Origin of the sequence: Methylobacterium mesophilicum (genome assembly GCF_036441335.1) — a bacterium.
Classification (GTDB): domain Bacteria; phylum Pseudomonadota; class Alphaproteobacteria; order Rhizobiales; family Beijerinckiaceae; genus Methylobacterium; species Methylobacterium mesophilicum_B.
Window position 1 is genome coordinate 1 of record NZ_MLBW01000024.1, and the last position, 11,742, is coordinate 11,742.

Consider the following 11,742-nt stretch of genomic DNA (forward strand, 5'->3'; position numbering starts at 1 on the left):
GGCGACGCGGCCCCGTCGCGGCGCGGGCGGCGGCACGGCCGCGAGCGGAGCAAGCGCGCCGAGAAGAAGACCGCGACCCCGCCGGGCATGCAGCAGGCCACCCCGGTGGCGATCTTCGGCGACTGGAACGTGTTCGTGAACGGCGACGGCCGCAACAAGCTCTGCTACGCGATCGCGCAGCCGCAGACGCGCTCGCCCAAGACCCTGAAGCGCGACACCGCCTACCTGTTCGTGAGCGTCCGCAAGGGCGAGAACATCCAGAACGAGGTGGCGGTGATGCTGGGCTTCCCGTCGAAGCCCGCGGCCTCCCAGGTCAAGCCCGGCTCCGCGGCCGCGCCGACCGACCCGAGCCTCAACCTGGGCGCCAGCCGCTACGGCCTCGTGGTGAAGGACGGCAATGCCTGGCTGCAGAACCCCGCCGAGGAGGCGCGGGTCGTCTCCGAGATGAGCGCCCGCAACCCGAAGCTGATCATCAAGACCACCTCGCTGCGCGGGAACCCGACGAGCGACGAGTACGCGCTCGGCGGGTTCGCGGAGGCCATGAAGCGCACCCGGGACGAGTGMAGCAAGTAGCGGGCGGGTCAGGCCCGCCGCAGCGCGGGCCGGTGCGCCCGGTCGGGGGACCGGGCACTCATGCGGGCGCGGGCCGCGCGGGTCGCCTGCTCGGCCGTGCGGAACACGGCGCCGTCGAGCCCGTCGAAATCGCGCGCCGACGAGAAGAACCGGACGCCGCGCCCCTCGGGGACGGCGATCCCGGCGGTGACCTCACCGATCTCGATCACCCGGGCGGGTTCGGCCGGCCCGATGGCCGGATCCGCGAGGTCGGGACGGTCGCCGGGCATGGACTCTGCGTGACTGTGCATCGGATTGGGAACTCCCTGGGCCGGCTCGTCGCCGTGCCGGATCGCGGTGGCTGCTGCTGAGAATCGACGGGTTTCAGCGTCGACAGCGCCGGCGGGCGGCGGGGCAGCGGGGTGCGAGCGGGAGCAGGGATCGAAGGGACGATGTGCGAGTGACCATCGGACGTCCTCCAGACTGAAGGACCGCGCGGCGCGGGGCCGGCGCAGTGCTTTAGCGTTTGATCACGCGGCGCAAGCTACGCTTCTCAAAGGACCGCGGCCGGTCCCGTCGAGCGCCCGAGGGGCTCGGCCGAACCGGCACCCTGAAAATGGGCGTGGCGCCGCGCACCGTCAACGGAACGGACTTCCGATTTCGAGGGCCCGCCTGGCAGGAAGCCGGTTCCGGCCGCGCGTCCGAGAGGCGGATCGTTCAGGCCGCCGCGATCACCGCGGCGAGGTCCGAGAAGTCCGAGAAGATCGGGGCCGCGCCGGCCTGCGCGAGCGCGGCGCCCGCCGGGTCGTGCCCCCAGTGGCCGCCGCCGGTGAAGCCCGCGACCCGCATGCCGGCGCTCCGGGCCGCCGTGACGCCGGGGACGCTGTCCTCGATCACGAGGCAGGCCGCCGGGGCGACGCCCATCCGCGCGGCGGCGAACAGGAACAGGTCGGGGAAGGGCTTGCCCCGCGCCACCTGCGCCGAGGAGAAGACGTGGTCGCCGAACAGGGGCAGCAGCCCGGTCAGCGTCAGGGAGTGGCGCAGCCGCACCGGGTCGCTGCTCGACGCGACGCAGACCGGCAGGCCGACGGCGCCGACCGCCTCGGCGACGCCGCGCATCGCCCGCAGCTCCGCGTCGAACAGCGCCAGGGTCTCGGCCTTCACCGCCTCGACGAAGCCGTCGGGCGCGGTGACACCGTAGTCGCGGGCGACGTGCGCCATGATCGAGGGCATCGCGGTGCCGGTGAAGCGCGCCCGCACGGTGGCGAAGTCGATGTCCGCGCCGATCCGGTTGAGCCCGGCCGTCAGGCAGGCGAGGCTCAGGGGCTCGCTGTCCACCAGGACGCCGTCGCAATCGAAGATCACGAGGCCGAGAGTCGTCGCGCGCGCGTCCAAGGTCGACCGTTCCCGCACGGCCCGCCGCCGCCCGCCGACCCTGTGGCACGGGCCCGAAGGACCGGCAACCGCGCGGATCGACGCTCCTGCCGGGCGCTTGCACCTTGCGGCGCGGCCCCATACTCCCGGGGCGGGCGCGCCCGGGCGCGCCGCTCCGCCTCCCAAGGCCCGTAAGGCTCAGAAGGCCCCGCGATGTTCCGCTTCCTGGCCCGCGTCCTGGGCTTCCTGCTGATGGCCGGCGGCTTCGTCGCGCTGGTCTACGACGGCGCCCGCTCCGTCGCCAACAACGGGCTGCGGGTGACGCCGCTCTCCGACGTGATCGCCACCCTGTTCAAGGACAAGGCCGGCGCCCTGCAGGGCAGCGTCGAGGGGGCGGCGCCCTGGCTCTGGCACATCCTGGGCCTTCCGCTCACCCTGGCGCCGGCCTCCCTGATCGGCCTCGGGCTCGGCGCGGTCCTGCTCTGGCTCGGCCAGCCGGGGCGCGAGCCGATCGGGTTCCTGACGAAGCCCTGATCCCCCCGGCGGCCTAGCGGGCCGCGAGCTTGGCCTCGGCCTCCGCCAGGGCGGCCTTCAGCCGCTCGATCTCGGCGGTCAGCGCGTAGTGCTCGCTGACGTCGAGCTGCGAGGCGAAGAAGTAGACGACCCGGCCCTCTTCATCCCGCACCGGCCCGACGTAGAGGGCGTTCTGGAAGGTCGAGCCGTCCTTGCGGTAGTTGAGGAGGTCGACCCGGACATCCTCCGCCCGCCGAATGGCGTCGCGGAGGCGGTCGACGGCCGCCGTCTCCGTGTCGGGCCCCTGCAGGAAGCGGCAATTGCGGCCGACCACCTCCATCCGGGTGTAGCCGGTCAGCTTCAGGAACGCCTCGTTCACGAAGACGATCGGATTGTCGTGCTGGGCCGGATCGGTGATGATCATCGGCATGCGGGTCGCCCGCACGGCGGCCGCGAAGGGATCGCCCCGGTGCGATCCCGCCTTCAGGTCGTCCGGCACGTGGCTCGTGGCGCTCCCGCCCGTCTCCATCCGGATCAGCCCCTCACAACGCCGCGCCGGTCGGCCATCCGACCAGCGTCTCGCGGGGCAACAAGCCGGAATTTGCCCGCGCGGTCCAGTCTCTCGCGGCGCGGTTCGCGGATCGCGGGCGCCGAACGCTGCTCCGGCGGTCCGCCGCCCGCAGGCCCCGGCCGGGGCGGCGCCGCCTGAGCCTCACGGGCTGCGGCTGTCCGGCCGCGTCTGCGGACCCGTCTGCGGGCCCGTCACCGGGCGACGACATCACCACCTTGTCCGNGCGTCTGCGGACCCGTCTGCGGGCCCGTCACCGGGGCGCCGGCGGCGGCGCCCCGCAGGGGCGGCGTGCTGTTCGGGCTGCGCAGCACGATCAGCACGCTGCCGAGGACCGAGAGCGCGAGGGCGGTCGCGAGGAGGATGAAGAGCCAGCGGGGCATCCGGGGCCGTTAGCACATCGGGGCCGGTGCGCCGAGCGGCCCGGCCGGCGACGGGCGGCCGCGATCCCGTCGCCCACCCGCGGCAACCGGGCGGATGCGTAGCCGCGGCTCCGGCCTAAGGCGCCTTCAGCACCGCCCGGCAGGCGGCGGGCAGCGCCGCCATGGTCATGGCCGGCTTGGGCTTCGGCGGCGTCTTCGGGGGCTTCGGGTGGAGCACCGCGTCCGAGAACCAGTAGCCGAGGTCGTCGCAGCCGTCGCCCGGCGGCGGCGCGCCCTGGGGCTGGCAATCCTCCTGGCCGGCCGGGCAGGCGAGCCGGATATGGTAGTGGTAATTGTGCCCGTACATCGGGCGCACCTTGGACATCCAGCGGCTGCCCGCGGCGTCGCGGCAGAGGGCCTTCTTGATCGCCGCGTTGACGAAGATGCGCTCCACCTCCGGCTGCTCGGCGGTGAGCTTGATCAGCTGCAGGTGCGTCGGCGTCCAGACCTCGGGATCGATGTCGAGGCGGTCGCGGCGGACCATGTCGGTGGCCGAGGTCTCCTCGCGCTCCGCCCGGCTCATGCGGTGGTCGGGCATCGGGGTCAGCCAGACATCGGCGTCGATGCCGATCTGGTGCGAGGCGTGGCCGGTGATCATCGGGCCGCCCCGGGGCTGGGCCATGTCGCCCACGAGCAGGCCGGGCCAGCCGACCCGGGCGGCCTTCTGCGACAGCCGCTCGATGAAGTCGACGAGGTAGGGCGTGCCCCACATGCGGTTGCGGGACGGGCGCATGACCTGCCAGTTCGGCCCGTCGAGCGGCAGCGCCTCGCCGCCGGCGAAGCAGCCCTTGGCGTAGAAGCCGTAGATGTGGGCCGGTCCGGCGGACGCCTTGGCGACCCGTCCGAACAGGGCCTTGGCGGGCGTCGAGGGCGCGTCCGGGTGCTCCAGGGGCGGCAGCGGCTTCGGATTGACGCTGCCGCGGTCCTGGGCCTGCGCGGCGGCGGGCAGGAGCAGGGCGGCGAGCGCGAGGCTCTGGGCGAAACGCGGCATCGGCATGCGGGGGCTGTTCGTCCGGCTGGAGAGGGCGGGCGCGGGCACCCGCCGGAACGTGGCCCAGGGGCGGGGCGTTTTTCGGGCAGACGGCGCGCGGGGCGCGGGAACGGTCGGGAGTCGGCGATGACGGCCACGGAGACGGGATCGGCGAGCGGTCAGCCCGCCGCGGCGAGCCCCAGCGACCGGTCACCCCGCCGCCTGATCGCGAGCGATCGGGTCGTCGGGACGGATGTCCGCCGGCCCGACGGGACCCGGGTCGGACGGATCGAGCGGCTGATGCTCGACAAGGTCTCCGGCCGGGTCGCCTACGCGGTGATGAGCTTCGGCGGATTCCTGGGCCTCGGCGAGGACTTCTACACGCTGCCCTGGTCGGTGCTGCGGTTCGAGCCGCAGCAGGACGCGTACGTGGTCGACATCACCGAGGCGCAGCTGCGCGCCGCCCCCGCCCGCACGCCCGAGGGCACCGATCCGACCGCGGACGGCGCCTGGGAGGAGCAGATCCACCGCTACTACGACGCGGCGCCCTACTGGGGGATCTAGGCGACGCCGGGCGCGTCATCGGCGCTCAGCGGACCTGGCGGGTCACCGGCCCGCACCAGCCCGGCAGGTAGTCGGCGTCCTTGGACTTGGCCAGCGACATCGCCCGCTCCAGGGCCGAGGAGAAATCGTTCTCGATCCGCTTCTCCTTGATGTTCCGCCGCAGGAAGTCGGCCCAGAGAAACTCGCTGAACGGCGTCGTGTCCTTCGCGAAGCCGCCGGCCCGGCGCAGTTCGCCGGCGAGGCTGCGATAGGGGTCGTCCACCAGGGCGTCGATCGATTTCGGGATGTCGTCGAAGTGCTTGCGCACGCCGTCGGCGTCGTAGGGGTGGGTCCAGGACTTGTGGTCGCAGACCGTCCAGAACGCGTCCTTGTCGAGGTAGTGCAGGTCGGCCACCACGGTGACGAGCACGCTCTCGACGCCCTCCTCGTGCAGGGCGCGGGACAGGTGGTGGTGGTCGATGATGTAGTGGCGCTTCTTCGGCCCGAGCAGCGTCGGGATCATGTGGGCGCCGAGGAATTCCTTCTTCTTCTCGCCGTCGTACTCCCGCCAGCGCCGCCGCTTCTCCGCCACTTCCCGGTAGCCCACCGTCATCTGAGTCGGGCGCAGCTCCGCGATCGGGATGGTCTTGAGCAGCGGCTCTCGGTTGGCCATGGGGTCTCCTTCTGCGTGGATTTGTCACGCGACCGTCACAACCTATTCGGGATCGGGAAACCGGCCAGGGCGCGCGGCGCTCACGTTTCCGGCATCGCGCGGACGGCCTCCAGCACGAACACGCGGATCGCCGAGGACAGGTTCTGGCCGTCGCGGCCGGCGTCGATGTGCCCGATGAGGGCCTGGACCGACTGGCCCCGCGCCTCCGCGATCGACCGCAGGGCCGCCCAGAACGGGTCCTCCAGGGACACGCTGGTCCGGTGGCCGGCGATCATCACGGAGCGCTTGGTGATGCCCGGGCTCATGCGCGATCGGCCGCGCGAGGACGGTGGGGCTGCCGCATCCGGATCTGCTCTCAGTCTGCCGGATCGGGCTCGCCCCGCTCGAGGCGGTGGCCCTCGTGGCGCTCGGTCTCCAGGGCCTTGCGGCGCTGCTGGAGCGTCCTGGCCTTCTTGGGCTGCCCGAAGGCGATGCGGTTGGACTCGGCCTTCGTGTCGGCCTCGGCCCGGGCCTTCGCCTTGCGGACCTGACGCAGGTTGATGATCTCGGCCATGGATCGCCTCCCGGTGTCCCGCGGCCGGCGCGGGCGGACCGCGCCGGCGAGTCTCAGACGAATCAGTCGGCGCTGGGGGCCAGCATGGTCTCCGGCCGGACCACGCGCTCGAACTCCGCCTCGGTCACGTAGCCGAGGCGCAGCGCCTCCTCCTTGAGGGTCGTGCCGTTCTTGTGCGCGGTCTTGGCGATCTCGGCGGCCTTGTCGTAGCCGATCGAGGGGGCGAGCGCGGTCACCAGCATGAGCGAGCGGCTCATCAGGTCGGCGATCTTGTCCTCGTTGGCCTTGATGCCGACGACGCAATTGTCGGTGAAGCTCACCGCCGCGTCGGCGAGCAGGCGGATCGACTGCAGCACCGCGTTGGCGATCACCGGCTTGAACACGTTGAGCTCGAAATTGCCCTGGGAGCCGGCGAAGCTCACCGTGGTGCCGTTGCCGATCACCTGGGCGCAGACCATCGTCAGGGCCTCGCACTGGGTCGGGTTGACCTTGCCGGGCATGATCGAGGAGCCGGGCTCGTTCTCGGGGAGCGACAGCTCGCCGAGGCCGGAGCGCGGGCCCGAGCCGAGGAAGCGGATGTCCTGGGCGATCTTGAACAGGCCGGCGGCGAGCGCCGAGAGGGCGCCCTGCGTGAACACCAGGGCGTCGTGGGTCGCGAGCGCCTCGAACTTGTTCTCGGCCGACGTGAAGGGCAGGCCGGTCAGCTCGGCGACCTTGGCGGCGAAGCGCTCGGCGAATTCCGGATGGGCGTTGAGGCCGGTGCCGACCGCCGTGCCGCCCTGGGCGAGCGCCAGCACCCCCGGCAGGGTCGCGGCGACCCGCGAGCCGCCGAGGGCGACCTGCGCGACGTAGCCGGAGAATTCCTGGCCGAGGGAGACCGGCGTCGCGTCCTGCAGGTGGGTGCGCCCGATCTTGACGATCGCGTCGAAGGCCTTGGCCTTGGCGTCGAGGGCGGCGTGGAGGTGGGAGAGCGCCGGCAGCAGGCGGCCCTGGATCTCGCGGGCCACCGCGATGTGCATGGCGGTGGGGAAGGTGTCGTTGGACGACTGGCCGCGGTTGCAATGGTCGTTCGGGTGGACCGGCGACTTGCCGCCGCGCTGGCCGCCCAGCCGCTCGTTGGCGAGGCTGGCGATCACCTCGTTGGCGTTCATGTTCGACTGGGTGCCCGAGCCGGTCTGGTAGATGACGAGCGGGAACTCGTCGTCGTAGCGGCCCTCCACGACCTCGGCGGCCGAGGCCGCGATGGCGTCGGCGAGCTTCGGGTCGAGGGCGCCGAGATCCTTGTTCACCAGGGCGGCGGCCTGCTTCACGACGCCGAGGGCGTGGACGAGCGGCGCCGGCATCCGGTCGGTACCGATCTTGAAGTTCTGGATCGAGCGCTGCGTCTGCGCGCCCCAGTAGCGATGCGCCGGGACCTCGATCGGACCGAAGGTGTCGGACTCGGTGCGGGTGGCGGTCTCGGTGGGCGACATCGTGGCCTCTACGTCTGGTGCAGTGCGGTGCCTACTTAAATGAGGTGCGGGTGAATCGCGATGCCGGTTTTCCCCCCGCGCCGACAAGGGCGGGGCTCTGTTCCCGCCGGACCATGAAGCCGAACTGGGAGCCGATGACCGCCACGATCGACCTGCCCGAGCCCGCCACCCGGTTCCGCCCGACCGTGCCGCCTCCGCTGAAGGAGCCGCTCGGCCTGTTCGAGTTCCTGCGGGCGGCGCGGAAGAACCCGATCACGACCTGGATGGACGCGCATTTCAAGCTGCCGGTCGTGGCGGCCGAGGGCGCGATGGGTCGGATCACCCTGGTGAGCGACCCGGCGCTGATCCGCTACCTGCTGATCGAGAACCCCGACGGCTACCGCAAGGACGACCTCCAGCGCCGGGTCCTGGCCCCGGGGCTCGGCAACGGCCTGCTCAGCGCCGAGGGCGACGAGTGGCGCCTCCAGCGCCGGACGCTGGCGCCGATCTTCAACGCCCGCACGGTCCAGGGCTTCTCCGACGCGATGAACGCCGCCGGGGCGCGGCTCGGCCGCCGCCTCGTCCGCCGCGACGGCAAGCCGGTCGACGTCGCCCTGGAGATGACCCGCGTCACCCTCGACGTGCTGGAGCGGACGATCTTCACGCAGGGGTTGCCGAGCGATCCCGACGCCCTGGGCCGCGCCATCACGCGCTTCCTCGAGGCCGTCGGGCCGATCGACCCCCTCGACGTGTTCGGCGTGCCCGACTTCGTGCCGCGGATCGGCCGCCTGCGGGCGCGGCCCGCGGGGCGCTTCTTCGCCGAGGTCGTCGACGAACTCATCGCCCGGCGCAAGGCTCTGATGGGGCGGGGCGAGGCGCCGCGGGACCTGCTGACGCTGCTGCTCGCCGCGCAGGATCCCGAGACCGGCAACGGGCTCTCGGACCTCGCCGTGAAGGCCAACATCGTCACCTTCATCGCCGCCGGCCACGAGACCACGGCCAATTCCCTGACCTGGGCGCTCTACTGCCTGTCGCAGGATCCCGCCGCGCAGGCGCGGGTCGAGGCCGAGGTCGACGCGGCCGGGCCGGGGGATTTCGCCGTCGAGCGCCTGCCCTTCACCCGGGCGGTGATCGAGGAGGCGATGCGGCTGTTCCCGCCGGTGCCGTTCCTCAGCCGGCAGGCGGTCCGCGACGACCGGCTCGGCCGGATCAAGGTGCCGCGTGGCTCGCTGGTGATGGTGGCGCCCTGGGTGCTCCACCGCCACCAGCGGCTCTGGGACGACCCGGAGGCCTTCGTGCCGGAGCGGTTCCTGCCCGAGAACCGGGACGCGATCCCGCGCTTCGCCTACCTGCCGTTCGGGGCCGGTCCGCGGGTCTGCATCGGCCAGAGCTTCTCGATCCAGGAGGCGGTGATCGTGCTGGCCCACGTGGTCCGGGCGGTGCGCTTCCGGATGCCGGCGGATCACCCGCCGGTCACGCCGCTCCACCGGGTGACGCTCCGGCCGGAGCACGGCTTGCGGATGGGGGCGGCGGCGCGGGGCTAGTCGCCCCGACGCGCCTCGAGCCTGCGCGTGTTGCGGTCGTAGATCCGGCTCGCGATCCAGACACCGACGAAGATCGTCGCCGACATGGCGAGGGCCAGCGCGAGGATCTGGTTGGCATAAGCTTGGGTCATGCGATCAATCCTCCGGACGCAGGAATCTGATCATGATCTGACCCATGAGATGTAGGACGACCGCCGCGATCAGCAAAGTCCAGCCGCCATCGGCGACCAGATCGAGATGCCGCTGGGCGAGGGGATTGATGACCGCGATGCCGATCGTCGCGATGGCTGACGAGTTCAGCAGGGTCGCGGCTAGCTTGAGACCCTCGTTGAAGCGCTTGGCGCGATGCTTCCGCTCACTCGCCGACAGAATCGGCTGCGCGACCGTGTCGTCCACCGCTCGAACCCCCCGGCCGTCGAGTCGGCCAGGGGCGATCTCAGCTCTTCTTGCGGAAGGCGTCCAGGCTCACGACCTCGGCGCTGCCCTCCTCGCCCTCCTTCTTGGCGGCGGGGCGGGGGGCCTTGTCGTCGGTCTTGCCGGCGTCCTTCTCGCCCGCGGCGGCGGGCGCGGGCAGCCCCTTCGGCGCGCCCGCGCCGATCGTGGCGATCCCGCGGCTCGGGCGGCGGCTACGGCAGCGGCGGCTCGACCGGCGTCGGCGGCGGCCGCAGCGCGGCGGTGATCGCCGTCCTGGCCATCGCCATCTGGCTCGCCACCGGCTTCTACACCGTCTACCCCCGCCAGGTCGGCATCGAGACGATCTTCGGCCGCTACGTCGGCACCAAGGGCGAGGGCCTGCGCTACAACTTCCCCTACCCGATCGGCGGGGTGGTGAAGCCGGATGTCGGCTCCCAGAACTCGATCCAGATCGGCTTCCGCTCCGGCCCGAACGGCCAGGGCCGCACCCGCGACGTGCCGGACGAGAGCCTGATGCTCACCGGTGACGAGAACATCGTCGATCTCGACTTCGAGGTGCAGTGGCGGGTCAACCCGCTGAAGGCCTCCGACTTCGTGTTCAACCTCCAGAACCCGGAGGGCACCATCAAGGCGATCTCCGAGAGCGCGATGCGTGAGGTGATCGGCCGCCGCAACATCCAGGCGATCCTCACCAACGAGCAGTCGAGCATCGCCCAGGAGGTGAAGGAGATGGTCCAGAAGGCGCTCGACGAGTACGGCGCCGGCGTGCGCATCGAGGTGGTGCAGCTCGTCTCGGTGAACCCGCCGCCGGAGGTGCGCCCCGCCTTCATCGACGTGAACGCGGCCCAGCAGGACGCCGACACGGCGCAGAACGAGGCCAAGACCTACGCGAGCCGCGAAGTGCCGCAGGCCCGCGGTAAGGCGTCCCAGATCGTCCAGCAGGCCGAGGCCTACCGGACGAAGGCGACCGCCGACGCCACCGGCCAGGCCGCGCGCTTCAGCGAGGTCTACGCCTCCTACAAGGCCGCCCCGGCGATCAGCCGCGAGCGGATCTTCCTGGAGACGATGGAGAAGGTCCTGGGTTCCGTGAACAAGGTGATCATCGACCAGAACGGGACGCAGCCCGGCGCGGCGACCGCGGCCGGCGTGCTGCCGGTGCTGCCGCTCTCCGAGTTCGGCGCCCGCGCCCAGACCCAGACGGGAGCCGCCCGATGAAACAGGCTCTCCGCACCGGCCTGATCGCGATCGCGGCGATCGTCGCGATCGGCCTCTACGCCTCGATCTTCACCGTCGGCCAGATGCAGCAGGCCCTCGTCCTGCAGTTCGGCCGCGTCCGCGCCGTCCTCAACGCCACCGGCGAGGACAAGCCCGGCCTCTACTTCAAGATCCCGTTCATGGAGAACGTGGTCATCTTCGACAAGCGCGTCCTCGACCTCGACCTGCCGGTGCAGACGGTGCTGACCGCCGACCGGCAGAACCTGGAGGTGGACGCCTTCGCCCGCTACCGGATCGTCGATCCGCTGCGCTTCTACCAGGCGGTGGGCAATGTCGGGCTGGCCAACCAGCGGCTCGCGAGCTTCGCCAATTCCGGCCTGCGCAACGTGCTCGCCCGCTCGACCCGCGACGCCATCGTGAAGACCGATCGCGGCCAGCTGATGCACCAGATTCAGGAGGACGTGAACCGGCAGGCCAAGGCGCTCGGCATCGAGATCGTCGACCTGCGCCTCACCCGCGTCGACCTGCCCGCGCAGAACTCGGCCGCCGTCTACCGGCGGATGAAGACCGAGCGCGAGCGCGAGGCCGCCGACATCCGCGCCAACGGCGACCAGATCGCCGCCACGATCCGCGCCAAGGCCGACCGCGAGGTCACGGTGATCCTCGCCGAGGCGACGCAGAAATCCGAGCAGCTGCGCGGACAGGGTGACGCGGACAAGAACCGCATCCTCGCCGACGCGTTCGGCAAGGACGCGGACTTCTTCAGCTTCTACCGCTCGATGCAGGCCTACGAGAGCGGGCTGAAGGGATCCGACACCCGCCTGGTGATCAGCCCGAACACGGACTTCTTCCGCTTCTTCAGCGATCCGCAGGGCCGGGCACCCGCCCCGGCGGCCCGCGGGCCGCGCGGACCGGCCGATCCGAGCGCCACCACCGGGTCGACCACCGGG

The 11,742-nt window shown here is 71.8% G+C and carries 16 protein-coding genes and 1 pseudogene; 6 read left to right on the top strand and 11 right to left on the bottom strand.

Annotated elements, in window-relative coordinates; genetic code table 11:
* On the top strand, positions 1-573 hold a 573-nt coding region (locus tag MMR14E_RS15755; protein ID WP_331315565.1), incomplete at its 5' end, for an invasion associated locus b family protein.
* Positions 574-581: 8 nt separating this feature from the next.
* Here MMR14E_RS15755 and MMR14E_RS15760 read toward each other — a convergent pair.
* Positions 582-863: a hypothetical protein gene (locus MMR14E_RS15760; RefSeq protein ID WP_419539354.1), complete on the bottom strand. Its 282-nt coding sequence runs from the start codon at positions 861-863 to the stop codon at positions 582-584.
* Positions 864-1,269: 406 nt separating this feature from the next.
* The gene (locus MMR14E_RS15765) at positions 1,270-1,947 is read right to left on the bottom strand and encodes an HAD family hydrolase (RefSeq protein ID WP_331315566.1); all 678 of its coding nucleotides are present in this window, start codon (positions 1,945-1,947) and stop codon (positions 1,270-1,272) included.
* 192 nt (positions 1,948-2,139) lie between these two features.
* Here MMR14E_RS15765 and MMR14E_RS15770 point away from each other — a divergent pair, with 192 nt between their 5' ends.
* On the top strand, positions 2,140-2,460 hold the full coding sequence (locus MMR14E_RS15770; RefSeq protein ID WP_331315568.1) for a PetM family of cytochrome b6f complex subunit 7: 321 nt from the start codon (positions 2,140-2,142) through the stop codon (positions 2,458-2,460).
* 13 nt (positions 2,461-2,473) lie between these two features.
* Here the strand turns inward: MMR14E_RS15770 and MMR14E_RS15775 are convergent, their stop codons facing one another.
* The 3 genes from MMR14E_RS15775 to mepA all read right to left on the bottom strand — a co-directional run bounded on the left by MMR14E_RS15775 (position 2,474) and on the right by mepA (position 4,426).
* Complete coding sequence (locus MMR14E_RS15775) at positions 2,474-2,968, bottom strand: PAS domain-containing protein (protein WP_419539355.1); 495 nt, start codon at positions 2,966-2,968, stop codon at positions 2,474-2,476.
* Between the two features lie 233 nt (positions 2,969-3,201).
* Positions 3,202-3,390, bottom strand: coding sequence for a hypothetical protein (locus MMR14E_RS15780; RefSeq protein WP_331315570.1), 189 nt, complete (start codon positions 3,388-3,390; stop codon positions 3,202-3,204).
* 115 nt (positions 3,391-3,505) lie between these two features.
* A complete protein-coding gene (mepA, locus tag MMR14E_RS15785) occupies positions 3,506-4,426 on the bottom strand; it encodes a penicillin-insensitive murein endopeptidase (protein ID WP_331315572.1) in 921 nt (306 codons plus the stop codon).
* Between the two features lie 120 nt (positions 4,427-4,546).
* Here mepA and MMR14E_RS15790 point away from each other — a divergent pair, with 120 nt between their 5' ends.
* Positions 4,547-4,963 carry a PRC-barrel domain-containing protein gene (locus tag MMR14E_RS15790; protein ID WP_331315574.1) on the top strand — a complete coding sequence of 139 codons (417 nt, stop codon included), beginning with the start codon at positions 4,547-4,549 and terminating at the stop codon, positions 4,961-4,963.
* A 25-nt stretch (positions 4,964-4,988) separates the two neighbouring features.
* Here the strand turns inward: MMR14E_RS15790 and MMR14E_RS15795 are convergent, their stop codons facing one another.
* From MMR14E_RS15795 to fumC, 4 genes are all read right to left on the bottom strand, one after another.
* Positions 4,989-5,615 (bottom strand): ParB-like protein, encoded by a 627-nt coding sequence (locus MMR14E_RS15795; protein ID WP_331315575.1) that lies wholly within the window; start codon positions 5,613-5,615, stop codon positions 4,989-4,991.
* An 80-nt stretch (positions 5,616-5,695) separates the two neighbouring features.
* Positions 5,696-5,920, bottom strand: coding sequence for a ribbon-helix-helix domain-containing protein (locus MMR14E_RS15800; protein WP_331315577.1), 225 nt, complete (start codon positions 5,918-5,920; stop codon positions 5,696-5,698).
* Positions 5,921-5,970: 50 nt separating this feature from the next.
* On the bottom strand, positions 5,971-6,168 hold the full coding sequence (locus MMR14E_RS15805; RefSeq protein ID WP_056524383.1) for a DUF4169 family protein: 198 nt from the start codon (positions 6,166-6,168) through the stop codon (positions 5,971-5,973).
* Positions 6,169-6,230: 62 nt separating this feature from the next.
* Positions 6,231-7,640 (bottom strand): class II fumarate hydratase, encoded by a 1,410-nt coding sequence (fumC, locus tag MMR14E_RS15810; RefSeq protein ID WP_020091298.1) that lies wholly within the window; start codon positions 7,638-7,640, stop codon positions 6,231-6,233.
* 134 nt (positions 7,641-7,774) lie between these two features.
* Here fumC and MMR14E_RS15815 point away from each other — a divergent pair, with 134 nt between their 5' ends.
* Positions 7,775-9,163 carry a cytochrome P450 gene (locus MMR14E_RS15815; RefSeq protein WP_331315579.1) on the top strand — a complete coding sequence of 463 codons (1,389 nt, stop codon included), beginning with the start codon at positions 7,775-7,777 and terminating at the stop codon, positions 9,161-9,163.
* Here MMR14E_RS15815 and MMR14E_RS15820 read toward each other — a convergent pair.
* Both MMR14E_RS15820 and MMR14E_RS15825 read right to left on the bottom strand, forming a co-directional pair.
* Positions 9,160-9,294: a hypothetical protein gene (locus MMR14E_RS15820; protein WP_280142566.1), complete on the bottom strand. Its 135-nt coding sequence runs from the start codon at positions 9,292-9,294 to the stop codon at positions 9,160-9,162. The two genes, MMR14E_RS15815 and MMR14E_RS15820, sit on opposite strands and share 4 nt — an antisense overlap.
* Before the next feature lie 4 nt (positions 9,295-9,298).
* Complete coding sequence (locus tag MMR14E_RS15825; protein ID WP_331315581.1) at positions 9,299-9,559, bottom strand: hypothetical protein; 261 nt, start codon at positions 9,557-9,559, stop codon at positions 9,299-9,301.
* 216 nt (positions 9,560-9,775) lie between these two features.
* Between MMR14E_RS15825 and hflK the strand changes: the two are divergent.
* Positions 9,776-10,792, top strand: a pseudogene (gene hflK / locus MMR14E_RS15830) (FtsH protease activity modulator HflK); the annotation flags it as partial.
* Positions 10,789-11,742: protease modulator HflC (locus MMR14E_RS15835; RefSeq protein ID WP_331315583.1), on the top strand; the 954-nt coding region annotated here is incomplete at its 3' end. The pseudogene hflK and the gene MMR14E_RS15835, both read left to right, overlap by 4 nt.

Bases quoted from the DNA above. Each gene is read 5' to 3' on its own strand.
- MMR14E_RS15760 (WP_419539354.1), bottom strand. From the start codon at position 863: ATGCACAGTCACGCAGAGTCCATGCCCGGCGACCGTCCCGACCTCGCG.
- MMR14E_RS15770 (WP_331315568.1), top strand. From the start codon at position 2,140: ATGTTCCGCTTCCTGGCCCGCGTCCTGGGCTTCCTGCTGATGGCCGGC.
- MMR14E_RS15775 (WP_419539355.1), bottom strand. From the start codon at position 2,968: ATGGAGACGGGCGGGAGCGCCACGAGCCACGTGCCGGACGACCTGAAG.
- mepA (WP_331315572.1), bottom strand. From the start codon at position 4,426: ATGCCGATGCCGCGTTTCGCCCAGAGCCTCGCGCTCGCCGCCCTGCTC.
- MMR14E_RS15790 (WP_331315574.1), top strand. From the start codon at position 4,547: ATGACGGCCACGGAGACGGGATCGGCGAGCGGTCAGCCCGCCGCGGCG.
- MMR14E_RS15795 (WP_331315575.1), bottom strand. From the start codon at position 5,615: ATGGCCAACCGAGAGCCGCTGCTCAAGACCATCCCGATCGCGGAGCTG.
- MMR14E_RS15800 (WP_331315577.1), bottom strand. From the start codon at position 5,920: ATGAGCCCGGGCATCACCAAGCGCTCCGTGATGATCGCCGGCCACCGG.
- MMR14E_RS15805 (WP_056524383.1), bottom strand. From the start codon at position 6,168: ATGGCCGAGATCATCAACCTGCGTCAGGTCCGCAAGGCGAAGGCCCGG.
- fumC (WP_020091298.1), bottom strand. From the start codon at position 7,640: ATGTCGCCCACCGAGACCGCCACCCGCACCGAGTCCGACACCTTCGGT.
- MMR14E_RS15815 (WP_331315579.1), top strand. From the start codon at position 7,775: ATGACCGCCACGATCGACCTGCCCGAGCCCGCCACCCGGTTCCGCCCG.
- MMR14E_RS15820 (WP_280142566.1), bottom strand. From the start codon at position 9,294: ATGACCCAAGCTTATGCCAACCAGATCCTCGCGCTGGCCCTCGCCATG.